The sequence below is a fragment of the Bradyrhizobium sp. STM 3557 genome, from assembly GCF_045571465.1.
Taxonomy (GTDB): domain Bacteria; phylum Pseudomonadota; class Alphaproteobacteria; order Rhizobiales; family Xanthobacteraceae; genus Bradyrhizobium.
Window position 1 is genome coordinate 7,619,431 of record NZ_CP120697.1, and the last position, 25,119, is coordinate 7,644,549.

The window sequence follows — 25,119 nt, forward strand, 5'->3', positions numbered from 1 at the left end:
CTCGTGCCTCAAGGAGTGGACCGGATGGCGGCGATCAGCTCCTTGCCGAACCGCTTCTCGAACTCGGGATCGAGCGGCTTGACCGCATCGACGAAGGCCTGGCGGTCGACCTTGTCGACTACGTCCATGCCCGCCGCGCGCAGCTCCTTGAGTTTCGCGTCATCGACCTGCGCTTGCCATGTCACTTCTGCACCGGCCTTGGCGGCCGCGATCAACGCCTGCTGGTCGGCCGGGTCGAGCTGCTCGAACATCGCACGATTGGCGATGAAGGCGACCGGGGCGAAGAAATGACCGGACATGGTCAGGTATTTCTGGACTTCGAAGAAGCGGCTGGTCGAGATGGTGGTCAGCGGATTTTCCTCGCCGTCGAGCCGGCCATCCTTCAGCGCGCCGTAGACCAGCGGAAAGTCCATCGGCACCACGTTCGCACCGAGCGCCTGGAAGGCCATCTTGTAGGTCTCGTTCGGAATCACGCGGATCGTCAGCCCTTTGACATCGGCGGGCGTGCGGATCGGGTGCTTGGAATTGGTCATGTGGCGGAAGCCCTGCTTGCCGAGCGCGAGCAGCACCAGCCCCTTGTCGGCGAATTTGGCGGCGATCTGCGCGCCAATCGGCCCCTGCATCACCGCCTTGGCATGCGCCTCATCGCGGAACAGGAAAGGAATGTCGAACACGCTCAGCTCCGGGACGACAGCGCTGACGACGCCACCGGTCAAGACGGCCGCATCAAGAGCGCCCGAGCGGGTCGCGGCCAGGATGATCGGCTCGCCCCCGAGCGCGTTGCCGGAGCGCCCATCCACGATGAAGTGGTGGCTCGCCGCCAGCTTTTCGCGGAACAGCTCCGGCCCGGCCGCCACCGAGATCATGCGGGGCGAGGCTGCCGATGAATGCACCGAGAGCAGCATCGACGCCGCGATCATGACTCCCGCCGTCCCAGATCCCCTGAATTTTCCGTACATGTCCCACCGTGGTAATTAGTTCCTTACAACACCTACCAACGAATGGTGCGTAAGATGTTAAAGTCGGCAATTTCGGCCGACATGGCACGGTTGCATGGCACGCTGAGGCATCCGCCGGCGTGCCGCAAATTGGAACTCTGCCGAAGAGACGCTTGTCCGCACAAATGAACAGCCGCGCCGACAAGTTTGTTGTCGGCGCGGCTGTTCCTGTTTCAGCTAGCTAATTGTCAGGCCGCCGTTCGAATCGTCTTCAGGAAATCGGCGACGTTGCCTTTTAGCGATACCGCCTGCTCCTGCAGCGCGGCCGCAACCGCAAGCGCGGCCTCGGCGCCGGCGTCGGTCTGGCCCGCCACTGCGCGCACATCGACGATCTCGCGCGTGACGGCCGCGGTGCCGCTCGCCGCCTCCTCGACGTTGCGCGCGATCTCGCCGGTCGCAGCGCCCTGCTGCTCGACGGCCGAGGCGATCGCGTTGGAGATTTCGGCAATCTCGCGCACCGTGGCGTCGAACTGCGAGATCGCCGTGACAGTCTCGCCCGTGGCGCTCTGAATGGTGGCGATCTGGCTGGCGATCTGCTCGGTCGCCTGCGCGGTCTGCGATGCCAGGTTCTTCACCTCGCTGGCGACGATCGCAAAGCCCTTGCCGGCATCGCCCGCCCGCGCCGCCTCGATGGTTGCGTTCAGCGCGAGCAGGTTGGTCTGGCTCGCGATCGCCTGAATCAGCTGGACGATGGTGCCGATCTTCTCCGCTGCGCTCGACAGGCTGTGAACCAGCTCGGAGGTCCGCTGCGTCTCGTGCGTTGCGCGATTCGAGACCGAGACCGAGCGCTGCACCTGGGTGGCGATCTCGCGGATCGAGGCCGAGAGTTCCTGAGTCGCGGAGGCCACGGTCTGCACATTGGCCGACGCCTGCTCGGCGCGATTGGCCACCGCTTCTGCAAGGCCGCGGCCACGCTCAGCCACGCGCGCCAGCTCGCTGGCGCTGCGGCCCATATCCTCGGCACGGCCGCCGACGCCGGCGATGACGCCCTGCATGCCCTGCTCGAAACGGCCGGCAAGGTCGGCCATCATGCGGACACGATCGGCTTCCGCCGCCTCCCGCTGCGCCGCGGCTTCCTGCTCCATGCGCCGCACCGCCAGCGCGTTGTCGCGGAACACCTCGACCGCGCGAGCCATGCGGCCGATCTCGTCGCGCGATTCCCCGCCGGGGATCGGCTCGTCGAGCTCGCCGGCAGCGAGCGACTGCATGCGGTCGGTCATGCTGCGGATCGGGCCGGAGACGCTGGCGCCGATCAGCCAGGCGAGCACGATGCCGAGCACCAGCGCGCCTGCCGCAGCGACGATCACGGTCTGGCGCGTGTCGGCGACCGCGGAGGCCGTCTTGCCGCCCTGCTCGGCGCGGACTGCCCCGAGCTGCTGATTGATCTTGTTGACCTGGCCGTCGATTGCGGCGCTGGCCTTGGTCAGCTCGGCCTGTTTGGCACGCAGATCGGCCGCGACCTTCATCACGTCCTCCAGCGCGGCCGCATCCGCCGTGACCGTGGTCTTCAAGGCGGCGATCAGCGCCTTCAGCTTGGCATCGCCACCGGCCGTCACCTCCGCCTCGGCATCCGCGATCGCGCCCTGTGCGTAGCTCAGGGTCAGCTTGGCATCATCGGAATCGGCTGTCGAAAGCGAACTGCCATAGCGCATCAGCGCAATCCGCACCGCGTCGACGGCGCCCGCCAGCCGCATCGGATGCATCGGCCGCTCGCCTTCGGGCGCATTGGCGAGCGCGACCTGGATGCCGCCGGCCGTCAGGCCCGCGGTCGCGCCGAGATTGTCGGCCTTGGTCGTCGCGGCCCGCAGCCGGTCGACGGCGTCGGCCGCAGCCGCAAACGACGCGCGATAAGTCTCCAACGCGCTGCGAACCGACGCGGCGCCATCGGCGATCGCCTGCAGCTTGCCGTACTGTGCTTCGACCTGCTCGGCCATCTGGCCGACGCCGGTGATCGCCTTCGTCGCGGCCGCCTTGTCGCCGACGTTCCAGGTGCGGATGAATTTCTCCACCGCACCATTGGCGCCGAGCAACGCCGCGCGTACCTGCGACATGCCGGCATCGCCGGCCGCGCTGGTGACGAGCTCATTGACGGTCCCGCCGATCCGCTCGACCTGGACCATGGCGAAACCCGCGAGCAGAACCAGGAAGCTCAGGACCAGCGCGAAGCCACCGAAGATTCGCGGACGAACGCCGATCGACGACAGAAGAGATGTCAGTTTCATGGGAGTGCCGAAGTGCTACGGAGTGGACCGGATGGCGGCGATCAGTTCCTTGCCGAACCGCTTCTCGAACTCGGGATCGAGGCGCTTGACGGCATCGACGAAGGGCTGACGGTCGACCTTCTCGATGATCTCCATGCCGCCGGCCCGCAACTCCTGAAGCTTGGGCGGATCGAGTTGTGCCTCCCAAGTCGTCTCGGCCCCGGCCTTGGCGGCGGCTCTCAGCGCCTCCTGATCGGCCGGATCGAGCTGCTCGAACATCGCGCGGTTGGCAACGAAGGCGATCGGCGCGAAGAAGTGCCCGGTCAGGCTCAGATATTTCTGGACCTCCTCGAAGCGGCTGGAGGCGATGGTCGGCACCGGATTTTCCTGGCCGTCGAGCCGGCCGTCCTTCAGCGCGGCATAGACCAGCGGAAACTCCATCGGGATCACTTCAGCGCCGAGCGCCTGGAAGGCCATCTTGTAGGTCTCGTTCGGGATCACGCGGATCTTCAGACCCTTGATGTCGTCGGGCGTGCGGATCGGACGCTTCGAATTGGTGAGATTGCGAAAGCCCTGCTTGCCGAGCGCCAGCAGCACCAGCCCCTTATCGGCGAACTTGGCCCCGATCTGGCCGCCGATCGGGCCCTGCATCACGGCCTTGGCATGGGCCTGATCGCGAAACAGGAACGGAATATCGAACACGCTCAGCTCGGGAACCGTGGCGCTGACCACGCCGCCTGAGATGACCGCCATGTCGACCGCACCGGACTGGACCCCGGCCATGATCGTGTTCTCGCTGCCGAGCGCATTGCCAACGCGCTGATCGACGAGGAAGCGCTTGCCGAAGGATGCCTTCAGCTTCTGGCTGAACGTGTCAGCGCCGATCTGCTGGGGGTTATTAAGCTGCGAGTTGAAGGCCAGCGAAACCATTCGCGGCGATGCACTGGCTGAATGCGGCAGCAGAGCCAAAGCCGCCAGCAATGCCCCCGCGATGCCCAATCCTCTTACTGATCTGCGCATGTCGCACCATTTCTTCCCTAGTGCGAACAGGGGTAGCAAAGAAGTATGGTAAAGGTCTTAAGAGCGCGAGCGTGCCCGGAATTACTACGCTTGCGCGAAAATCGACAAATCTCGCGCGACCATGCGGTGCATGGCGTTTCGCTGCTTCGGCCGGCACGAGCGCGCCTGGCCGAGAGCTGCGTCAGAGCGTCTCAGTAGTTTTCCGAGCTGCTTGGAGAGCGCAAGACCGCGCGGCTCAAAGCGCCTGCAGTCCGAGCCGGTCGAACAGGCTGCGGTCGGCGGCGGCCTCCGGATTGCCGGCGGTGAGCAGCGTATCGCCGACGAAGATCGAATTGGCACCGGCGAAGAAGCACAGCGCCTGCATCTCGTCGCTCATTGCAGAGCGGCCGGCGGAGAGCCGCACGAACGAGGTCGGCATCATGATGCGCGCCATCGCGACGACGCGGACGAAGGCAAGCGGATCGATGCGCGGCGATTGCGCGAGCGGCGTGCCGGCGATCGGGATCAGCATGTTGATCGGCACGCTCTCCGGCGGCTCCGGCAGGTTGGCGAGCGTCACGAGCATGTCGACGCGATCGGCCTCGCTCTCGCCCATGCCGAGAATGCCGCCGCAGCAGATCTTCATGCCGGACTGGCGCACATGATCCAGCGTCTGCAGGCGATCGGCGAAGGTGCGGGTCGAGATGACGTTCGGATAGTAGGACTCGGAAGTATCGATGTTGTGGTTGTAGTAGTCGAGGCCGGCTTCACGGAGGCGCTCGGCCTGATCACGATCGAGCATGCCGAGAGTCATGCAGGTCTCGAGCCCGAGCGCCTTGACCCCCGCGACGATCTCGACGATCGCATCCATGTCGCGCGGCTTTGGATTGCGCCAGGCCGCCCCCATGCAGTAGCGGGTCGCGCCGCCGTCTTTGGCCTTGCGGGCCTCTGCGACAATGACCTCGACGTCCATCAGCTTGGAAGCGGCAAGGCCGGTCGAATGATGTGACGACTGGCTGCAATAGCCACAATCCTCGGGGCAGCCGCCGGTCTTGATGTTGAGCAGCTTCGAGAGCTGCACGCGGTTCGGATCGAACTGCTGCCGGTGCACCGACTGCGCCCGAAACAGGAGATCGTTGAACGGCAATTGGTAGAGCGCGAGGGCCGCATCCCTGGTCCATGACTGCGCTGCGCGCGCCTTCTGCGTCACAGCCGTCTCATCCTGCACGCCGAGCATTCACGACCTCCACCATATCGACCTTGACGGCTTAGCCGAGAGCATCACTGCTCGCCAGTTGAATGATCGTGAGATCAGCCATGCTTTGCGTCCGCCCAGGTCGCGAACGTCTCTAACATCTCGTCCATGACGGCGGCATTGGTGCGCCCGGAGCGCGCCGGCACATGAAAGGCATGATCGGCCTGATCGAGGAGATGCAATGTCGCCCGGCTGCCCAGCCGCTCCACGACCGGTCCGAGCAGGCTGAGCTCGGCCAGCTTGTCGCGCGTGCCCTGCAGGAACAGCATCGGGATCTCGACCTCGTCGAGATGGTCCGCGCGTGCGCTCGAGGGCTTGCCCGCCGGATGCAGCGGGAAACCGAAGAACGCCAGGCCGCGCACGCCGGCAAGCGGCGACTTTGCCTGGGCCTGCGAGGTCATGCGCCCGCCGAACGACTTGCCGCCGGCGAACAGGGGCAGACCGCCGGAAAAGCGCTCTGCCGCGGTCGCCACCGCGGCACGCACCGTGGCCTGCGCAAGCGCAGGCGGATCGGGCCGCTTGGAGCCCTTCTCCATATAAGGAAACTGGAAGCGCAAGGTCGCGACCTGCCGCGCCGCGAGCCCTTGCGCGACGCTCTCCATGAACGCGTGCGTCATGCCGGCACCCGCGCCGTGCGCGAACACGAAGCAGAGGCGCGGCTCTCGCGGCTGGACGAGGCACGCGGACACCGCAACCTGAGGCCCGACTTCGATGGTCAGCTGCTCTGCCGAAGGCTCCATAGCCGACGGCGTGCCGCAAACGCTGTGGAAAGGCAAGTGCGATCCGCCGATTCCGGCCGAACAGCTCAGGCGGCCCGAACGGTCTCCAGGAATCGATCGACCTCGGTCCGCAGCCGCTTGCTGTCATTGGTGAGCGATTGGGCCGCCGACAACAGCCGCGAGGAGGCCTGGCCGGTTTCGCTGGCACCCTGCTTCACATCGGAGATGTTCGACGAGACCTGCTGCGTGCCGTTGGCGGCATGCTGGACATTGCGCGAGATCTCCTTGGTCGCCGCTCCCTGTTGCTCCACCGCGGAGGCAATCGCGGTGGACATCTCGGCCAGCCGCTCGATTGCGCCGCTGATCTGCGTGATGGCGCTCACTGATTCCTGCGTGGCGGTCTGGATGCCCGAGATCTGCTGGCCGATCTCTCCGGTCGCCTTCGCGGTCTGCTCGGCGAGCGCCTTGACCTCGGCTGCCACCACCGCGAAGCCGCGCCCCGCCTCGCCGGCGCGCGCCGCCTCGATGGTGGCGTTGAGTGCCAGCAGATTTGTCTGACCGGCGATGGCGTTGATCAGTTCGATCACGTCGCCGATGCGGTTCGCCGCCTTGGACAGTTCTCCGACACGTTCGGTCGTGGTCCTCGCCTGGCTGACCGCGTCGCCGGCCATCCGCGCCGATTCCAGCACCTGACGGCTGATCTCGTTGACGGACGACGACAGCTGCTCGGTCGCGGACGCGACCGACTGCACATTCGACGAGGCCTCCTGGGAAGCGCCTGCGACGACCTCGGCAAGCTGGCGCCCGCGATCGGCCGTGCCGGTCAGCGTCGAGGCCGAGTATTCGAGATCGTTGGAGGTGGCTGCGACGGTCTTGACGATCTCGCCGATGGCCGCCTCGAACGTATTGGCAAGCCGATGCATGTCCGCCCGGCGCTGCTCGGCGATGCGTTGATCCTGCTCCAGCCTGCTCTCCGCCTCGTGCTGTGCGCGCTGGGCCGCAAGCGTCTTGAACCGCTCGACCGCGCGCGCCACCCGGCCGATCTCATCTTTACGTTTGACGCCCGACAGCACGATGTCGAAATCGCCGTCCGCGAGCTGGATCATCGACTTCTCGAGCGCGACGATCGGCCGGCTCAGCGAATAGGCAAATCCGATCGCGAGCGCCAGTCCGAGCACGAGCGAGGCCACGATCGCGCCGATCATCGTCGTTCGCGACTGCGCGACTTCGGCTTCGGCCTGGTTGCGGAATTCGAAGCCATACGCGGCGACCAACTCGACCAGGTCATCGACCGAGGCCACCGCCTCGGCGCCCAGCTTGCTCACCAGAAACGCCGTCGGCAGTTCTGTGAGCCCGTTCGGCGCCGGCTTAAGGATCTTGAGCGCGGCATCGGACCAGTCGCGGAGCTTCCTGCCGGCCTGCTCGCGTGCCGCATTGACGTTGCCGGCCTGCACCCGCTCACGAACGATGTCGAGATCCTCGAACATCGCCTTCAGCAGCTTTTCGTACCGCGCGGTCGCTTCCGTCGAGACTCCCGTGCTTTCGCTGGATTTCAGGATCAGGAGCGCGGCATTGAGCTCGGCATGAACCGACCGGGCGTGGTTGACCGCCATCAGCGGCCCATCATACAGCCGGACCACCAGGTCGCCCGTCGCATTGATCCCGCGCAGGCCGTAGAACGCCAGGCCGCAGGCGAGCGCCAGCATGACGCTGAGTACGGCCAGGATCCTCAGACGGATCGACATTGCCCGATCTCCGAATGCTAGTCGACGACCTTGACGGTCATCTTCATGCGCGGGTGAATCGCGCAAATGACCGAGACATCACCGACGTCCTTGAAGCTCACATCAGTGGAGCTTCCGGGCGCCTGTGAACCGAGATTGAACTCGTTGCCCTTGCTGGTCGACATGATGTTGTGCGGGATGGTGTCGTCGTTCAGGAAGGTGACGGCATTGCCCTTCTTCACCGTGATGCTCTCTTCGGAGAAGGCACGCCCCTGCTGATGAATCACTTGCGTGGCGGCGAGAGCACCGGTGGAAAATCCGGCGACAATGGCAAGGCCGAGAATGGTTCGGGAACGAAGCATGGATCACCTTTCGATTAGCGAGGCAGCACGGGCGCTGCGGTCGGAGCGAGGTTGCTGCTCAAGCTTTTGAGGAACGCGACGAGATCGGCCTTCTCCTGCACGGTCAGCCCAAGCGGATGCATCAGATCGGAGCGGCTTGGACGATCGACGCCGCCGCCGTCATAATGGTCGACCACCTGCTCCAGCGTGGCCAGCGAGCCGTCATGCATGTACGGCGCACGACGGGCGATCTCCCGCAAACCAGGCGTCTTGAATGCATGCTGCATCTTGATGACGCCGGGCGCGTATTCGCCGCGGCCGACATCCTTGCTGGGCAGGCCGATGTCCTGGAAGCCGTCATTGGTGAAATTCCAGCCCTCGTGACAGGCGGCGCATTGCGCCTTGCCGTTGAACAGCGCAAAACCGCGCTTGGCCTCCTCGGAGATCGCCTTTTCATCGCCGTCGATCCAGGCATCGAACGGCGCGCGTTCGGAGACGATCGTCCGCTCATAGGTGGCGATCGCCCTGGCCAGCGTCTGCGGCGTCATTCCCTCTTTCGGGAACACGCTTGCAAATCTTGGCTTGTACTCGGGGATTGCACTAAGCCGCTGCATGAGCTGGTCGAGCGGCATGTTCATCTCGCCCGGCGACTGGATCGGGCCGAGCGCCTGCTCTTCGAGCGTGGCGAGCCTGCCGTCCCACATGAAGATCGCGCCCCAGGCCGCATTGACGACGGTTGGCGAATGGCGGCCGAGCTTGTTCATCCCGTGGCCGACGCCCACGGCAAGGCCGTCCCCCCAGCCGAAGCTCGGGCTGTGGCAGCTCGCGCAGGACTGCGCCGAGGCCACCGACAAACGGGTGTCGAAGTACAGCGTCTTGCCGAGCGCCGCCTTCTCCGGCGTATACGGATTGTCTTTCGGAAACGGAATGGTCAGCGGCCGCCGATAGAGCGCCTTCAACGCATCGGTGCCGGAAGGCGCTTTTTGCTGCAGCGTGACCCGCTTGGTCTCGCCCACGAGAGCGGCACCCAAGCTCGTCTTGGCGAAGCCGACAATTAAGAGAGTAAGACTTCCAATCGCTGCCCCCAGCGAAAGCAATCGAGCGGCCCGGCCGATCCCCATGGTTCTTTTCCTGAAACGCGAAGGGCTAAAATCTGCAACCACCAGACCCGTTTCGGATTAATGAAAAATTGATGCTGCCAGTCCGAACACCGCCGTACGAATACGGAAGAATCTTACGCGACGTCGGCAACTCGACATTGCGGAATCGTCGCCGGGCCATCCCAAAGGAGCAGCGCAGTCGCTGGCCCGGACTGATCAGGGATGCATCGTTCTGAAAAAAGATTTGGCCGAACGGAGGCGATCGACATGGCTCGTCGCAATGCGACAGCGCCGCCCGATATACCGACGTCAGGTACGGAGACTGCCAGCTGAGGATATAGCGGCCGGTGATGAGTTGATGCCCGGCATGCGCGCCGTCGCGCATGCCGGGTCATGGCCTCAGGCGCCCTTGCGACGCTCCTGCGCCTTGGCCATCGCTGCGGCGAAGGCGCCGCCGCCGGCGGACTTCTCCTCGCGCTGGCGCATGGCGGAGGCCGGCGGCCTTGCGCTGCCGGTCTTGCGCTCACCCTTGGCCGGCAGTGGATCGGACAGCCGCAGTGTCAGGGAGATGCGGTTACGCGGCACGTCGACGTCCAGCACCTTGACCTTCACGACCTGGCCGGGCTTCACCACCTCGCGCGGATCGTTGATCCGGCGCTCGGCCATCGCAGAGATGTGGATCAACCCATCCTGATGCACGCCGACATCGGCGAAGGCGCCGAACGCCGCGACATTGGTGATGGTCGCCTCCAATATCATGCCGGGCTTGAGATCGCTGACCTTCTCGACACCCTCCTGGAAGGTCGCGGTCTTGAATTCGGGCCGAGGGTCGCGGCCCGGCTTATCCAGCTCGCGAATGATATCGGTGACGGTCGGGACACCGAAGCGCTCGTCGGCGAATTTCGCCGGATTGAGCGCCTTCAGCGTCTTGCTCTCGCCGATCAGTCTCTTGATGTCGCTCTTGGTCGCTTCCAGGATCTTCTTCACGATCGGATAGGCTTCCGGGTGCACGCCGGAGGCGTCGAGCGGATTGTCGCCGTCGCGAATGCGCAGGAAGCCCGCGCATTGCTCGAACGCCTTCGGTCCGAGCCGCGGCACTTCTTTCAGCTTCTCGCGGCTGCCGAACGGGCCGTTGGCATCGCGATGTGCGACGATGTTCTGCGCCAGGCTCTCACCGATGCCTGACACCCGCGCCAGCAGCGGCGCGGAGGCGGTGTTGAGGTCGACGCCGACCGCGTTCACGCAGTCTTCCACCGTGGCATCGAGCGCACGCGCCAGCTCATACTGGTTGAGATCGTGCTGATACTGGCCCACGCCGATCGAGGCCGGCGGCACCTTGACGAGTTCGCCGAGCGGGTCCTGCAGGCGGCGGGCAATCGACACCGCACCGCGGATCGAGACGTCGAGATTGGGAAACTCCTTCGAGGCGAACTCGGACGCCGAATAGACCGATGCGCCGGCCTCCGACACCACCGCCTTGGTCAGCTTCAGATCCGGCTTCAGCTTCATCAGATCGTTGACCAGCTTCTCGGTCTCGCGCGAGGCGGTGCCGTTGCCGATCGCGACAAGCTCGATGCGATGCTTCACGCAGAGCTGCGCGAGCGTCAGCATGCTCTCGTTCCACTGCCGCGCCGGGTCGTGCGGATAGATCGTGGTATGATCGACGAACTTGCCGGTGCGATCGACGACGGCGACCTTGACGCCGGTGCGGAAGCCCGGATCGAGGCCGAGCGTGGCGCGCCCGCCGGCGGGCGCGGCGAGCATCAGGTCGCGCAGATTGGCGGCGAACACGCGCACCGCCTCCTTCTCGGCCTCCTGCCACAGCCGCATGCGAATATCGAGCGCGAGGCTGGTCTTGATGCGGGTGCGCCAGGCCCATCGCACGGAGTCCGACAGGAACTGATCGGCGGGACGCCCCTGCCGTGAGATGCCGAAGGTCACGGCGATGCGATTCTCATAGAGCGAGGGGTCCTTGCTGTCCTCCGGCTCGCCATCGCCGAAATCGAGCTGCAGCACCTCTTCCTTCTCGCCGCGCAGCATTGCCAGGATGCGATGCGACGGCAGCTTGGTGTAGGGCTCGGAGAAGTCGAAATAGTCGGCGAACTTGGCGCCGGCCGTCTTCTTGCCGTGACGCACCTCGGATTTGACTTGGCCGCGGCTCCACATCTCCTCGCGCAGCGAGCCGACAAGATCGGCGTGCTCGGCGAAGCGCTCGACCAGGATCGCGCGCGCGCCTTCCAATGCGGCCTTGACGTCCTTCACCGGGTTCTCGCCATCCTTCTTGATGAAGGCCTTGGCCTCGATTTCCGGATCCTTCATCGGATCGCCGATCAGCATGTCGGCGAGCGGCTCCAGGCCGGCTTCCTTTGCGATCTGAGCTTTGGTGCGGCGCTTCTCCTTGAACGGCAGATAGATGTCCTCGAGCCGCGCCTTGGTATCGGCGGTGAGGAGCGCCTGCTCGATCTCGGGCGTCATCTTGCCCTGCGAGTTGATGCTTTCGATGATCGCCGTGCGGCGGGCATCCATCTCACGCAGATAGCGCAGCCGCTCCTCCAGCGTTCGCAGCTGCGCATCGTCGAGCATGCCGGTCGCTTCCTTGCGGTAGCGGGCAATGAACGGAACGGTCGCGCCTCCATCGAGGAGGTCGATCGCGGCCTGGACCTGGGCGTCGCGGACGGCGAGTTCGGCGGCGATGATGGACGCAAAATTCGGCACGGCAGTTCTTCCGAGATTCGTGGGCGGGGCCTGATTGGATAGGAGCGCCCGCGAGCCTGCGCAAGCGGTCTGCGCACGCTCTGTGGGCAACCGTGGCAAAAAAGACCGATTGCGAATCATGCGGGCATTGCTCTACCGGGCGCCATCCTGCACGGCGCCGCAGGCGCATCGCATTGCGCTGACGCAGGAAATCGCCGATCCTGCCGATCCAAGGGGCGATTCGTGCTGGCAAACGCAGCAGCTTATCTCGACGATCTCAATCCGGAGCAGCGTCGCGCCGTCACGCATGGCGGCGACGTTGCCGCGCCCGGCGCGCCGCTGCTGATCATTGCCGGCGCCGGCTCCGGCAAGACCAACACGCTCGCGCACCGCGTCGCGCATCTCTTGGTCAACGGCGCCGATCCCCGACGGATCCTGCTGATGACGTTCTCGCGCCGTGCGGCCTCGGAGATGACGGGTCGGGTCCAGCGCATCGCGCGCAAGGTGCTGGCCGGCAACGCCGAGACGGTCACCGCGGCACTAACCTGGGCCGGCACATTCCACGGGCTCGGCGCACGGCTGGTCCGCGAATACACCGAGCGTATCGGCCTGGATCCCGCTTTCACCATCCACGACCGCGAGGATTCCGCCGACCTCATGAACCTGGTGCGCCACGAGCTCGGACTATCAGGAACACACAAGCGCTTTCCCACCAAAGGCACCTGCCTTGCGATCTATTCCCGCTGCGTCAATGCCGACATGCAGCTCGAAGAGGCGCTCGCAAGGCACTTTCCGTGGTGTGCGGAATGGGCGAACGAGCTGAAGAGCCTGTTCGCGGCCTATGTCGGCGCCAAGCAGGCGCAGAACGTGCTCGACTACGACGACCTCTTGCTCTACTGGGCGCAGATGATGGCCGACGGCGCGATCGCTGCGGAGATCGGCGAGCGCTTCGACCACGTGCTGGTCGACGAATACCAAGACACCAACCGGCTGCAATCATCGATCTTGCTGGCGCTGAAGCCGCATGGCGCAGGCCTCACTGTCGTCGGCGACGATGCGCAATCGATCTACGCGTTCCGCGCCGCGACCGTGCGCAACATTCTCGACTTTCCCGATCAGTTCAGCCCACGCGCCGAAATCATCACGCTCGACCGCAATTACCGCTCGACCCAGCCGATCCTCTCGGCCGCGAACGGCGTGATCGGACTTGCACGCGAGCGTTTCACCAAGAATTTGTGGACTGACCGCACCTCCTCGCGCAAGCCGCAGCTCGTCACCGTCCGCGACGAAGCCGACCAGGCGCGTTACGTCGTGGAGCAGGTGCTGGCGAAGCGCGAACAAGGCGCGTTGCTGAAGCAGCAGGCCGTGCTGTTTCGCACGTCATCGCATAGCGGCCCGCTGGAGATCGAGCTCGTCAGGCGCAACATTCCGTTCGTCAAGTTCGGCGGGTTGAAATTCCTCGATGCCGCGCATGTCAAGGACGTGCTGGCCTTCCTGCGCTTCGTCGAGAACCCGCGCGACCGCATCGCCGGCTTCCGCGTCCTGCATCTCATTCCGGGCGTCGGGCCGACCTCGGCACAGCGCGTGCTCGATGCGATCATCGACAGCGCGGATCCGATCGCTGCACTCTGCGAGCTCCCCCATCTCGCTCGCGCCGGCGAAGCATGGACACCTTTCATTGAGACCGTCGCTCAGCTCAGGCAATCGGAATGGCCTGCTGACATCGAGCGGATCAGGTCGTGGTACACGCCGCATCTGGAGCGCATGCATGAGGATGCCGAGGTGCGCACCGCCGACCTGCTGCAGCTCGAGCAGATCGCGAGCGGCTATCCCTCTCGCGAACGCTTCCTGACCGAGCTGACGCTCGATCCGCCGGATGCGACCTCCGACCAGGCCGGTGTGCCGCTGCGCGACGAGGATTATCTGATCCTCTCCACCATCCATTCGGCCAAAGGGATGGAGTGGACCTCGGTTCATGTGCTCAACGTCGTCGACGGCTGCATGCCGTCCGATCTCGGCGCCGGCACCAGCGCCGAGCTGGAGGAGGAGCGGCGCCTGCTCTATGTCGCGATGACCCGCGCCAAGGACGAGCTGCATCTGATGGTGCCGCAGCGCTTCTTCGTGCACGGCCAGCCGGTGCGCGGCGATCGTCACGTCTATGCGTCACGCACCCGCTTCATCCCGGAGGCCTTGCTGCCGCTGTTCGAACGCACATTCTGGCCGCGCGCCGAAGCCGCTGGTCGCACGACGAGCCAGGGCCCGCGGATCGACATTGCGGCGCGAATGCGTGAGCGCTGGCGATAGAGCCGCGACCTGCCACCGAATGGCAGGGATCGAAACCGAGCGTTTCGCGATGTGGCCTTCCGGACATCACAACGATCTCCTAAGTCGCTTGGCAGCGGAGCGCCTGCGGTCGGGCGCGTGGTATGGATTCCATGACAGCACAACTCGAATTCGGGCTGGATACGTTCGGCGATGTCACGCGCGATGCGGCGGGCACAGCACTGCCCCATGCGCAGGTGATCCGCGACGTGGTCGACGAGGCCGTGCTGGCCGACCAGCTCGGCATCGACTTCATCGGGCTCGGCGAGCATCATCGCGCCGACTTCGCCATCTCCTCGCCCGAGATCGTGCTGGCGGCCATCGCGGCGCAGACCAAGCGCATCCGGCTCGGCACCGCCGTGACCGTGCTGAGCTCGGACGATCCGATCCGCGTGTTCCAGCGCTTCTCGACCTTGGATGCCGTGTCGAACGGCCGCGCCGAGGTCATTCTGGGCCGCGGCTCGTTCACCGAATCATTCCCGCTGTTCGGCTTTGATCTCCGCCAATACAACGAGCTGTTCGAGGAGAAGCTCGATTTGTTCGCCAATCTGCTGCGGCAGGAGCCGCTGACCTGGGAGGGCAAGCTGCGCCCCCCGCTGAGAGATCAGCTGGTCTATCCGCCGGTGGAGCATGGCCGGCTCAAGGCCTGGATCGGAGTGGGCGGCAGCCCGGAATCCGTAGTGCGCGCGGCGCATTACGATCTGCCCCTGATGCTGGCGATCATCGGCGGCGGGGCGAAGCGCTTCGCGCCCTATGTCGAGCTCTATCATCGCGCGCTGGCGCAGTTCGGCCGCGAGGCCAAGCCGATCGGCGTGCATTCGCCCGGCTATGTCGCCGAGACCGACGAGCAGGCGCGCGAGGAGCTGTGGCCGGACTACAAGATCATGCGCGATCGCATCGGCAAGGAGCGCGGCTGGCCGCCGATGAGCCGCGACGAGTTCGTCTCCGAGGCGGACCGCGGCTCGCTCTATGTCGGCGCGCCGGAAACCGTCGCGCGCAAGATCGCCGCGACGGTCAAGGCGCTCGGCCTCTCGCGCTTCCAGCTCAAATATTCCGCCGGCCCGCTGCCGCACGGCAAGCTCATGCGCAGCATCGAGCTGTACGGCCGCAAGGTCGTGCCGCTGGTCCGCGACATGCTGGCCTGATCAAAGCCCGGCAGCCCGCGGCAGCAGCAGCTCGCGCTCTCCGGCGACAACGCGCGCGAGTTCAGCGGAAGCGCGCGCCAGCACGCCGTCCCACGCCTGCGGCTGGCTCTGGCGGAACAGTCGCATGGTCGGATACCAGGGGCTATCCTCGCGGTCGCGCAGCCACCGCCAATCGACCGCATAAGGCAGTAACATCCAGCAGGGCCGGCCGAGCGCGCCGGCCAGATGCGCGACCGAGGTGTCGACCGAGATGACGAGGTCGAGCGCCGAGACCGCGGCGGCCGTATCGGTGAAATCGCCGAGCAGAGGCGCGAGATCGATGATGCCCCCGGCAAGCTGCTCCAGCACCGGCATATCCGCGGGCCGCGGCTCCTTCTGCAGGCTGAACAGCTGCACGCCCGGCCTGACGAGGCGCGGCAGCACCGCCTCGGCCGAGAGCGAGCGCTGCCGGTCGCCCTTGTGCAGCGGGCTGCCGGCCCAGACCACGCCGACTTTCAGAGTTGACTGGTCGCCGAGCGCCTCCCGCCATTTCTCGACCTTGACGGAATCTGCTTTCAGATAGGGAATATCGGCCGGGATGGTATCGAGCGTGGTGCCGAAGATGCGTGGCAGGTCCATCAACGGCAGCTGCAGGTCATAATGCGGTACCGGCTCATGACGCCCGAGCACCGTGACACCAGGCATCGGACGCAACAGCGCCGCGATCGCCGGCTGAACCTGCAGCAAGACCGAACCGCCTCGCGCAACCACCATCGGCATGTAACGGACGAAGTGCAGCGCATCGCCGATGCCGTATTCGGCAAATATCAACAGTGTCTTGCCGGCAAAATCCTCGCCCTGCCATTCCGGCCCGTCAAATCTGGGCGTTCCTTCGGACAGGCCGTATTTGTGCCCCCATTGATACTCAGCGAAACCATTGACGAGGTCGCCACACATCAGCAGGACATGCGCATGGCCGAAACGGATCTGCGCATTGTCTGGCGCAAGCCTGACAGCCTGATGGGATACCTCCAGCATCTCGTCGAGCTCGCCCTTGTTGCGCAGCGCGACCGCGAGATTGGCATAGCCCGGAGCAAAATCGGGATCGGCGCTGATGGCGCGGCGATGGGCGGCGACAGAAGCGTCAACATTGCCCATCTTCTCATGAATGATGCCGAGATTGACGTGGGCCGGTGCAAAATCGGGATCGAGGGCCAGCGCCTCTTCGCAGGCCGCGGTTGCGGCCTCGAACTGCTCACAGTTGGTCAGGCATGCGCTGAGATTGCTCAAGATGACGACGTCGCTCGGATCAAGCACCGATGCCCGCCGGTAGATCTCCACCGCCTCGCCAACGCGCCCGGCGTCATACAGCGCGGTGCCCAGCAGCCGCAGCGCAGCGACATTGTCCGGGGCCAGCTCGGTGGCACGACGATAATGAACGACTGCATCGTTGAACTTGCGCTGCTTGCAAAGCACGTTGCCGAGATCGATGTGCAGCTTGACCTCATCAGGCGCCGGCGGCAGCAGCAGCTCACGCTGTCCGGACGCGACGAGCTCAAGTTCGACTGAGACGTGCGCCAGCACGCCGTCCCACGCCTGCGGCTTGCTCTGGCGGAATAGGCGCATCGTCGGATACCAGGGCGTATCCTCGCGGTCGCGCAGCCAGCGCCAGTCGAGCGCGTGAGGCAGCAGCACCCAGCAGGGACGGCCGAGCGCGCCGGCCAGATGTGCAACCGACGTGTCGACGGAGATGACAAGGTCGAGGGCCGCGACCGCAGCGGCGGTGTCGGTAAAATCACCAAGCCGCGGTGCAAGATCGATGATGTCGCCAGCAAGCCGCTGCAGCACCGGTTTGTCCGCGGGTCGGGGCTCCTTCTGCAGGCTGAAGAGCTGCACGCCCGGCACCACGAGGCGCGGCAGCACGGCTTCAGCCGTGAGCGAGCGCTGCTGGTCGCCCTTGTGCAGCGGGCTGCCGGCCCAGACGACGCCGACCTTCAGCGCCGGCCGATTGCCGAGCACGGCCCGCCACGCCTCGACCTTGACAGGATCGGCTTTCAGATAGGGGACGCCGACCGGGATGGTGTCGAGCGTGGTGCCGAAGATGCGTGGCAGATCCATCAACGGCAGTTGCAGGTCGTAATGGGGCACCGGCTCGTCGCGACCAAGAACAACAACGCCCTGCATCGGGCGCAGCAGCGCGGCGATCGCCGGCTGCACCTGCAGCACAACCGTGCCGCCGCGGGCGGTGACCATCGGCACGTAGCGGACGAACTGCAGCGCATCGCCGATGCCATATTCGGCGAACAGCAGCAGCGTCTTGCCGGCGAAATTCTCGCCCTGCCATTCCGGACCCTCGAATACCGGCATCTCAGGCGCCAGGTGCTTGCACTTGCGGCCCCATTGATGCTCGGCAAAGCCTTCCGCGAGATAGCCGCATATCAAGAGGAAATGCGCGTGGTTGTAGCGGGTCAGCGCATCGTCGGGCGCCAGCGCCACAGCCTGGCGTGACATCTCGAGCATCTCGTCGAGGTCGCCCCTGTTGCGCAGCGCGACGGCGAGATTGGCGTAGCCCCTCGCATAGCCGGGATCGGCAGCGAGGGCGCGGCGATGCGCCGCGACGGCGGCATCGGCATTCCCCATCTTCTCGTAGATGATGCCGAGATTGGTATGGGCCGGCGCATGATCGGGATGGAGTGCCAACGCCCGCTCGCAGGCCGCGATCGCGGCGTCGAACTGCCCGAGACCGCAGAGACAGGCGCCGAGATTGCTCGAGATGACGACGTCGCGTGGGTCAAGCAGAGCCGCCTTCTGATAGGCTTCCACCGCGTCTCCGGCGCGGCCGGCCTCATGCAGAGCATGACCCAGCAGCCGCATCGGAACGACGTCGTTAGGCGCAAGCGCGATGGCGCGACGATAATGAACGGCCGCATCGTCGAACTGGCTCTGCTTGTAGAGCACGTTCCCGAGAGCGATGTGCAGCTCGACATCATCGGGCTCGGTGCTCAGCGCATTCAGATAGGCGACAACCGCCTCATCGAACTTGTCCTGATCGGCCAGCGCATTGGCGAGATGGCGCCAGGCGCCTGGATAGGCCGGATCGCCCATCAGCAGGCGGCGAAACACCTGCTCGGCGTCCGCGAACTTGCGCTGCGCGGCAAGCGTGATGCCGAGATTGCAACGTGCGCGCGACAGGTTCGGATCGAGCGTCAGCGCATGGCGATAGGCCGCCTCGGCATCCTCATAGCGCGACAGTTCGAACAGAGCCGTGCCGAGCTTGGCATGCAGGCCGGCGTCCTTCGGCCGCAGCGTCACCGCCCGCAGGAACGCCGACATCGCGCCTTCGCGCTCGCCCTTCACAGCCAGCGCATCGCCCAGCGTCACGTAAGCCGGCGCATGATTGGGATCGCGCGCGAAGACGCGCCCGAGCAGCGCCGAGCCCTCGGACATGCGTCCCTCGGAAAAGGCGATCACGGCGGCGAGATGGAGTGCGGGAAGATAGTCCGGATGTCCGCTCAGGATGTCGCCGCACAGCGCGCCTGCTTCGCCCGCGCGCCCCGCATTGTAATGTTCCGCCGCATTCGTCAACAGCCGCTCGGCCGCTGCCATCGCCATGATGCAAACCCCTCAACCCGTATCCCAGATGGGGTTTAAACGGGCCGCGTCGGCGGATCAGGCGCGAGAGCGGCGCGGGCCTTCTTGCGAATCGTCGCGACAGTGCGCAGCCAAATGCGGAATCGCACTTGCTAACAAATGATGAATGGAATTGCGCTTGGCCGTTCTGGCAACGACCGCGATCCGTGCTAGATCATGCCGGACAATCAATTGAGCCCGCCGATGGCCAAGGCAATCACTGCGACTGATCCCGAGATGGCCGGCCGCCGCGGCCGGCCGCGCTCGACTGAAGCGACGGCGGCCATCCTGGAGAGCGCCTATGCCTTGATGGCCGAGGCCGGCCTTGGCGCTGCGAGCATCGATGCGATCGCGCGCGCGTCCGGCGTATCGAAGATGACGATCTACAAATGGTGGCCGTCGCGCGAGGCGCTGTTGATCGATGCCTTCCTCCACCAGGCCTCGCGCATGCTCCCCTTGTCCGGCACGGGCAGCCCCGCGGCGCAGCTGCGGCGGCACGCCGCGGCCTACGCCGAGGCGTTGCGCGGCGAGTTCGGCCGCGTCCAGCTCGCGGTGGTCTCCGAATGCATCGCCAGCACCGGATCGGCGGCGCTGTTCCATGAGCGCTATCTCCGGTTTCGCCGCACGGCCCTGATCGAGATCATCGCCGCCGGCCAGGCGGATGGCAGCATTGGCGCCAGCGGCGCGCCGGAAGATCTTTATGATGCCCTCTATGGCAGCCTCTTCTATCGTTATGTGTTCGGCATCAAGCCGCTGTCGCCGGCCGCCGCCCGCAATCTGGTCGACACCTTGCTGCAATTGAAACGTTGAGCCTTACGCTTCGCTCCTCATCCGTCGCGCCCTGAACCAGGCCCAGGTCTCGCGCGTCACGGCGAGATAGCCGCGGCCGCGATAGACGATCTCGCCATCCACGATCCGGTTCAGCTTCGGCAGTGCATGGAACGGCACCGACGGATAGGCGTGATGCTCGACATGATAGGGCATGTTCCAGGCGAGCCAGTGCACGAGCTTCGTCGTCATCGTGGTCCGCGTGTTCTCGAACGCGCTTCGGGTGGTCTCGCATCCCGTGTGCTCGGCATAGAGATAGGGCCGCAGGATCAGTTGCCCCGACAGCAGCGGCAGCACCCAGACCCAGAGCAGGATCGGGCTGCGCAGCACCAGCGAGCCGATCAGCAGCAGCGCATAGCCTGCCACATAGCAGCGCGCTTCGCGCACGATCGTGGCACGCCGGCCCTTTGGCACCCATGGCACGGTCACTTTGCCCGTCAGCGCATGGCGCAGCAGCAGCCAGAGCCGGCCCGCGACCTGCTGCAGCCCGGAATAGGCAATCGCAAGCTGGGTGTCCGAACGCGGTTTCGGACCCACGATCAACTCCGGGTCTTTCTCCGGATCCTGGGTGTGCCGGTGATGCTCCCAGTGAAACAGGCAATAATATTCGTAAGGCAATCCGATGATGAAGGACGAGACATGACCGACCAGGATATTGAGCCAACGGCTGTCGAACGCGGTCTTGTGCGCCGTCTCATGCACGGCCATGAACAGGAAGGCGACAAAGACACCCTGCGCCAGCATCAGCGGCAGCGCCCAGACGACGCCATAACGCGACGTGACCAGCCAGATCAGCGTGCCGGTCACAGCGATTGCCGCGTAGTGGCTGAGCGACCGTGCGGCGCCTTGCCGATCCGAGCGCAGCGACAGCTCGCGCAGCATCGCCGGGGTCAACAGCTTCGGCTTGGCGGGATCGATCGGCGATGCCATGCTCATGATGGATCTCGGCTGATCAGCTCTGCAGGAAAGCGGAGATGGTGCGGTTGATGAAGGCGCGATCGGCAGGGATCCGCATCGGATTGCCGGCGCGATGGCCGTGGATCGAGGGGATCGGGCACAGCTCGCGCGAGGCGGCGTTGACGAGCCTGCCGAGCTCGGCCTCGTTGTCGCGGAGGTCGAAATAACGGTCGGTTCGCCCAGGCATCAGCAGCATGCGGGCGCGGATCGAAGCCAGCGCGCGGTCAAGATCGCCGCCGAACGCGGCACAGCGGCTGATATCGCCGCTCTGCCAGGTGCTGACCTGCGCCAGCAGGTTGTTGCCATCGCGGTGCGCGAATGCGGTGTCCCAGGCGCCCGCGAGATAGTCCTCCAGCGAGGAGAATCCGGACTCGCGCCAGACCTCGCCCTGATAGAACTCATAGGACATCGCCCAGCCGGCATAGACACGGCCCATCGCACGCAGGCCCGCGACCGGCTTCTCCACGAAGCGGCCGTCCTTGAAGGCGGGATCGGCCGTCAGCGCCGCCTTCACGCTTTCGAGGAAGACATAGTTGTAAGGCGAGCATCGCGCGCTGCCGCAGACCACGGCGGCACGCTCCACCATGTCAGGGCAGCAGGCGGCCCAGTGATAGGCCTGCATGCCACCCATCGACCAGCCATAGACCAGCGCAACCCTCTCGATCCCGAACTGCTCCGTCAGCAGCCGCCGCTGCACGGCGATGGCGTCGTGATAGGTGATCGCCGGAAATGGCGCCTCGCCCAGCACATCGCGCGCGTTCGACGGCGACGACGACAGCCCATTGCCGAACAGGTTCGGGATGATGATGAAGTAGCGATCAGGGTCGAGCGCGCCGCCGCGTTCGATCAGCCATTCGGTGTCGTAATGCTGGGCGCCGAACGAGGTCGGATAGAGGATGACGTTGTCTCTGGCTGGTGAGAGCGTCCCGTAGGTCTTGTACGCGAGCCGCAGCGAGGGGAACACCACACCCGACTGCAGTGTGACATCGCCAGCCTCGAAGATCTCGTAGTCGCGACCATCGGCCATACGCTCACCCTGCCCTCAGCCCGCAATAACTGTACCTATCGTACACTATTTGAACGAAACCGCACGCCCAAATTTGGATCGGACGGCGGTCATTCCTTCATCAGCCTGTTCATCATTCCTTCGGCACGTTGCGGTCGAGATCCTCCAGCCAGGCGGCGGCGTTGCCGTCCGACGGCGCGCGCCAGTCGCCGCGCGGCGACAGCGCGCCGCCGGCCGCGACCTTCGGCCCGTTCGGCATCGCCGAGCGCTTGAACTGGCTGAACGCAAAGAAGCGGCGCAGGAACAGCTCCAGCCAGCGCCTGATGTCGGCGAGCGCGTAAGCACGCCGCTTGTCCGCGGGAAAGCCGGGCGGCCACTCGCCGGCGCTCGCGTCCTTCCAGGCGTGCAAGGCCATGAAGGCGATCTTCGACGGCCGCAGGCCGTAGCGCAGCGTGTAGAACAGGTTGAAGTCCTGCAGCTCGTAGGGGCCGATCGCGGCCTCCGTGCTCTGCGGAGTCTCGCCGGCCTTGGCCGGCACCAGCTCCGGTGAAATCTCCGCCGCCAGCACCGCATCCAGGGTCCGGCCGACCTCGTCGCTGAATTGGCGCGAGGCGATCACCCAGCGGATCAGATGCTGGATCAGCGTCTTCGGCACGCCGGCATTGACGTTGTAATGCGACATCTGGTCGCCGACACCATAGGTGCACCAGCCCAGCGCGAGCTCGGAGAGATCGCCGGTGCCGAGCACGATGCCGCCATGATGGTTGGCGAGGCGGAACAGATAGTCGGTGCGCAGGCCGGCCTGCACGTTCTCGAAGGTGACGTCGTAGACGCCGTTGCCCTCGCCATAGGGATGCCCGATATCCTTGAGCATCTGCGTCGCCGCGGGACGAATGTCGAGCTCGGATGCACTGACCTGCAGCGAATTCATCAGCGCATGCGCGTAGGATTTGCTGGCGCTGCCGGTGGCAAAGCCCGGCATCGTGTAAGCAAGGATGTTGGTGCGCGGCAGCCCCAGCAGATCCATCGCCTTGGCGGCGACGATCAGCGCATGCGTCGAATCGAGGCCGCCGGAGACGCCGATCACGATGCGCTTGCCGCCGGTGGCGCGCAGCCGCTGCGTGAGGCCCGACACCTGGATGTTGTAGGCCTCGTAGCAGTCCTGATCGAGCCGCTCGCGGTCATCGGGCACGAACGGGAAGCGTGCAACCTTGCGAAGAAAGCCGATGTCCTCCTCGGGCGGCTGCAGCGCAAAGCCGATGCGGCGATAACTCGGGCCATCCCGCATCTTGACCTTGGCGTTATCGTCGAACGTGCCCATCAGGACGCGTTCCTGGCGCAACAGATCGAGATCGACATCGGCGTAGGTGATCTGGCCGTCCTGGCGGAATCGCTCGCTCTCGGCGAGCAGCACGCCGTTCTCGTAGATCGAGGTCTGGCCGTCCCAGGCGAGGTCGGTGGTGGACTCGCCGGCGCCGGCGGCGGCGTAGACGTAAGCGGCCAGGCAGCGCGCCGAGGTCGACTGGCACAGCAGCGCCCGCGAGCGCGCCCGGCCGACCGTGATCGGGCTGCCCGAGAGATTGGCAAGCACGGTGGCGCCGGCCAGCGCCAGCTCGGAGGCCGGCGTCACCGGAATCCACATGTCCTCGCAGATCTCGATCCCGATCGTCAGCCCCGGCACATCGTCGGCTGCAAAGAGCAGATCCGTGCCGAACGGCGCGGTCATGTCGCCGATGGTGATCTCAAGGCCAGTGAGGCCGGCACCGGAGGCGAAATGGCGGCCTTCGTAGAATTCGCGATAGGTCGGCAAGTATGATTTCGGCACCACGCCAAGGATGCACCCGTAGTGGATGACCACGGCGCAGTTATAAACACGCAGACCGAAGCGCAGCGGCGCGCCGATGATCAGGACAGGCATCAGCTCGGCCGAGGCCTGCACGATCGTGGCAAGGCCGCGCTCGACGGCGTCCAAGAGCGAGTCCTGCTTGACCAGGTCCTCGATCGCATAGCCGGACAGGCACAGCTCGGGAAACACCGCAACCGCAACCGCCTGATCGTCGCACGCACGTGCCGCGGTGATGATCGCCGCCGCATTGGCGGTGGGGTCGGCGACGTGGGAGACCGTCACGCAGGCGGCCATGCGGGCGAAGCCATGCCGGTAGATTGAATGAAAGCTCATCGGGGTCGAGACCTCCTGTCATTCCTCTATATGGCATCGCATGGCAGTCCGACCAGCGCGAGGCGCGCCGGTCTGACCGGCATGCACGGCGTCGATCCGGGGATCGGCGGGCAACAACTTGTTAACGCTCGGCGCCGAGTTCTCTCCGCATCGTCATTCCGGGGCGCCCGAAGGGCGAGCCCCGGAATGCCGGTGAGTTTGTTGCACGATGGTTCCGAACATGACGACGCGATCTCGCGGCCCGCCGTGCCCGAGTGATGCCGGATGAACAGCCCTCGATCATCGTGAGGGCGCAGGGAAGGCCGGGCGCCGGCTGGCACCCATGGTCCGCGTGCAGCAAAAAAGCACGCGGCAGAACCACAGGTTCAGCCGGGAAACGCCCGGCCCTCCCTGCGCGAGTGGTTTACGGCTTATACGCGCTCTCCCTGGGGACCGGCTCTTTTGCCCCCATCGCTCGCGTGCTCGTCAAAGCAACGCGAACTTGGCCTCAGCACCGGGAGGCCAGGACCACACGACTTCGCCGTCCGTAACAACGCGCGTTCGTCCAACGCGGCTTTCACGTCCATCGCAGCCCGCCTCCACGTTCGTGACGACGCGTCCGTCCCTCGTCGATGAGGCGGGATGCAGCATCAATAACATGATTTCCGAAAAAAAGAAACAAGAATTTTACACCGATGCGGGGTGAGACGTTGCTCGTCTGCCTACATCACGCCATGCCATTTGCGCCGCCTGCGCCATTCACTGCGCTGTCATCCTTGGACGGGAGGGGCGTCGTAACCATCGCCCTGCGTTGCTGAACAGGATGGAGCGGCATTCGGCGCAAAACGTCTTCCTGAGGTATGGGTCCCGAATCGCGCTCGCTTGTCCGGGACGACGCTACTGTGGCGGACGATTGCAGCAACTCGCTCATCTGTCGTCCCTGCGAACGCAGGGACCCATAACCACAGGCAGGTGTTGTTGCGCGAGACGCGACGACCAATCTTATCCCGCCGCTAGATCACGCGGTATGGATCCCGGGTCGCGCTCACTTCGTTCGCTTGCC

The 25,119-nt window shown here is 65.3% G+C and carries 16 protein-coding genes; 3 read left to right on the plus strand and 13 right to left on the minus strand.

Translation table 11 applies throughout. From position 1 onward, the window contains the following. Positions 1-8: 8 nt before the first annotated feature. The 9 genes from P6U24_RS35185 to P6U24_RS35225 all read right to left on the minus strand — a co-directional run bounded on the left by P6U24_RS35185 (position 9) and on the right by P6U24_RS35225 (position 12,052). Complete coding sequence (locus P6U24_RS35185; RefSeq protein WP_407156964.1) at positions 9-959, minus strand: TRAP transporter substrate-binding protein; 951 nt, start codon at positions 957-959, stop codon at positions 9-11. Between the two features lie 227 nt (positions 960-1,186). Beyond that, on the minus strand, positions 1,187-3,220 hold the full coding sequence (locus P6U24_RS35190) for a methyl-accepting chemotaxis protein (RefSeq protein ID WP_407156965.1): 2,034 nt from the start codon (positions 3,218-3,220) through the stop codon (positions 1,187-1,189). Between the two features lie 15 nt (positions 3,221-3,235). Beyond that, positions 3,236-4,219: a TRAP transporter substrate-binding protein gene (locus P6U24_RS35195; RefSeq protein WP_407156966.1), complete on the minus strand. Its 984-nt coding sequence runs from the start codon at positions 4,217-4,219 to the stop codon at positions 3,236-3,238. 235 nt (positions 4,220-4,454) lie between these two features. Next, positions 4,455-5,435: a biotin synthase BioB gene (bioB, locus tag P6U24_RS35200; RefSeq protein WP_407156967.1), complete on the minus strand. Its 981-nt coding sequence runs from the start codon at positions 5,433-5,435 to the stop codon at positions 4,455-4,457. 74 nt (positions 5,436-5,509) lie between these two features. Beyond that, on the minus strand, positions 5,510-6,193 hold the full coding sequence (locus P6U24_RS35205; RefSeq protein WP_407156968.1) for an alpha/beta family hydrolase: 684 nt from the start codon (positions 6,191-6,193) through the stop codon (positions 5,510-5,512). Positions 6,194-6,258: 65 nt separating this feature from the next. Next, the gene (locus tag P6U24_RS35210; RefSeq protein WP_407156969.1) at positions 6,259-7,917 is read right to left on the minus strand and encodes a methyl-accepting chemotaxis protein; all 1,659 of its coding nucleotides are present in this window, start codon (positions 7,915-7,917) and stop codon (positions 6,259-6,261) included. Positions 7,918-7,934: 17 nt separating this feature from the next. Then, on the minus strand, positions 7,935-8,258 hold the full coding sequence (locus P6U24_RS35215) for a plastocyanin/azurin family copper-binding protein (protein WP_407156970.1): 324 nt from the start codon (positions 8,256-8,258) through the stop codon (positions 7,935-7,937). A gap of 14 nt (positions 8,259-8,272) precedes the next feature. Next, positions 8,273-9,358, minus strand: a complete 1,086-nt coding sequence (locus P6U24_RS35220; protein ID WP_407156971.1) for a cytochrome-c peroxidase — start codon at positions 9,356-9,358, stop codon at positions 8,273-8,275. A gap of 378 nt (positions 9,359-9,736) precedes the next feature. Next, positions 9,737-12,052, minus strand: coding sequence for a Tex family protein (locus P6U24_RS35225; RefSeq protein ID WP_407156972.1), 2,316 nt, complete (start codon positions 12,050-12,052; stop codon positions 9,737-9,739). Between the two features lie 222 nt (positions 12,053-12,274). Between P6U24_RS35225 and P6U24_RS35230 the strand changes: the two genes are divergently transcribed. Beyond that, positions 12,275-14,335, plus strand: coding sequence for an ATP-dependent helicase (locus P6U24_RS35230; RefSeq protein ID WP_407156973.1), 2,061 nt, complete (start codon positions 12,275-12,277; stop codon positions 14,333-14,335). A gap of 131 nt (positions 14,336-14,466) precedes the next feature. Beyond that, complete coding sequence (locus P6U24_RS35235; RefSeq protein WP_407156974.1) at positions 14,467-15,498, plus strand: LLM class flavin-dependent oxidoreductase; 1,032 nt, start codon at positions 14,467-14,469, stop codon at positions 15,496-15,498. Here the strand turns inward: P6U24_RS35235 and P6U24_RS35240 are convergent, their stop codons facing one another. Beyond that, complete coding sequence (locus tag P6U24_RS35240) at positions 15,499-19,089, minus strand: tetratricopeptide repeat protein (protein WP_407156975.1); 3,591 nt, start codon at positions 19,087-19,089, stop codon at positions 15,499-15,501. A gap of 222 nt (positions 19,090-19,311) precedes the next feature. On the opposite strand from P6U24_RS35240, the gene P6U24_RS35245 reads away from it, so the two are divergent. Continuing rightward, the gene (locus P6U24_RS35245; protein ID WP_407156976.1) at positions 19,312-19,917 is read left to right on the plus strand and encodes a TetR/AcrR family transcriptional regulator; all 606 of its coding nucleotides are present in this window, start codon (positions 19,312-19,314) and stop codon (positions 19,915-19,917) included. A 3-nt stretch (positions 19,918-19,920) separates the two neighbouring features. On the opposite strand, the gene P6U24_RS35250 is transcribed toward P6U24_RS35245, so the two are convergent. The 3 genes from P6U24_RS35250 to P6U24_RS35260 all read right to left on the minus strand — a co-directional run bounded on the left by P6U24_RS35250 (position 19,921) and on the right by P6U24_RS35260 (position 24,077). Next, on the minus strand, positions 19,921-20,871 hold the full coding sequence (locus P6U24_RS35250; protein ID WP_407156977.1) for a fatty acid desaturase: 951 nt from the start codon (positions 20,869-20,871) through the stop codon (positions 19,921-19,923). A gap of 16 nt (positions 20,872-20,887) precedes the next feature. Continuing rightward, entirely contained in the window at positions 20,888-21,919 is a 1,032-nt protein-coding gene (locus P6U24_RS35255) for an alpha/beta fold hydrolase (RefSeq protein ID WP_407156978.1), read from the minus strand. A 112-nt stretch (positions 21,920-22,031) separates the two neighbouring features. After that, a complete protein-coding gene (locus tag P6U24_RS35260; protein ID WP_407156979.1) occupies positions 22,032-24,077 on the minus strand; it encodes an NAD(+) synthase in 2,046 nt (681 codons plus the stop codon). Between the last annotated feature and the right edge of the window lie 1,042 nt (positions 24,078-25,119).

What these genes read in the sequence shown, in the direction of transcription:
- P6U24_RS35185 (WP_407156964.1), bottom strand. Translation starts at nt 959, where the DNA reads ATGTACGGAAAATTCAGGGGATCTGGGACGGCGGGAGTCATGATCGCG.
- P6U24_RS35190 (WP_407156965.1), bottom strand. Translation starts at nt 3,220, where the DNA reads ATGAAACTGACATCTCTTCTGTCGTCGATCGGCGTTCGTCCGCGAATC.
- P6U24_RS35195 (WP_407156966.1), bottom strand. Translation starts at nt 4,219, where the DNA reads ATGCGCAGATCAGTAAGAGGATTGGGCATCGCGGGGGCATTGCTGGCG.
- bioB (WP_407156967.1), bottom strand. Translation starts at nt 5,435, where the DNA reads ATGCTCGGCGTGCAGGATGAGACGGCTGTGACGCAGAAGGCGCGCGCA.
- P6U24_RS35205 (WP_407156968.1), bottom strand. Translation starts at nt 6,193, where the DNA reads ATGGAGCCTTCGGCAGAGCAGCTGACCATCGAAGTCGGGCCTCAGGTT.
- P6U24_RS35210 (WP_407156969.1), bottom strand. Translation starts at nt 7,917, where the DNA reads ATGTCGATCCGTCTGAGGATCCTGGCCGTACTCAGCGTCATGCTGGCG.
- P6U24_RS35215 (WP_407156970.1), bottom strand. Translation starts at nt 8,258, where the DNA reads ATGCTTCGTTCCCGAACCATTCTCGGCCTTGCCATTGTCGCCGGATTT.
- P6U24_RS35220 (WP_407156971.1), bottom strand. Translation starts at nt 9,358, where the DNA reads ATGGGGATCGGCCGGGCCGCTCGATTGCTTTCGCTGGGGGCAGCGATT.
- P6U24_RS35235 (WP_407156974.1), top strand. Translation starts at nt 14,467, where the DNA reads ATGACAGCACAACTCGAATTCGGGCTGGATACGTTCGGCGATGTCACG.
- P6U24_RS35240 (WP_407156975.1), bottom strand. Translation starts at nt 19,089, where the DNA reads ATGGCGATGGCAGCGGCCGAGCGGCTGTTGACGAATGCGGCGGAACAT.
- P6U24_RS35245 (WP_407156976.1), top strand. Translation starts at nt 19,312, where the DNA reads ATGGCCAAGGCAATCACTGCGACTGATCCCGAGATGGCCGGCCGCCGC.
- P6U24_RS35250 (WP_407156977.1), bottom strand. Translation starts at nt 20,871, where the DNA reads ATGAGCATGGCATCGCCGATCGATCCCGCCAAGCCGAAGCTGTTGACC.
- P6U24_RS35255 (WP_407156978.1), bottom strand. Translation starts at nt 21,919, where the DNA reads ATGGCCGATGGTCGCGACTACGAGATCTTCGAGGCTGGCGATGTCACA.
- P6U24_RS35260 (WP_407156979.1), bottom strand. Translation starts at nt 24,077, where the DNA reads ATGAGCTTTCATTCAATCTACCGGCATGGCTTCGCCCGCATGGCCGCC.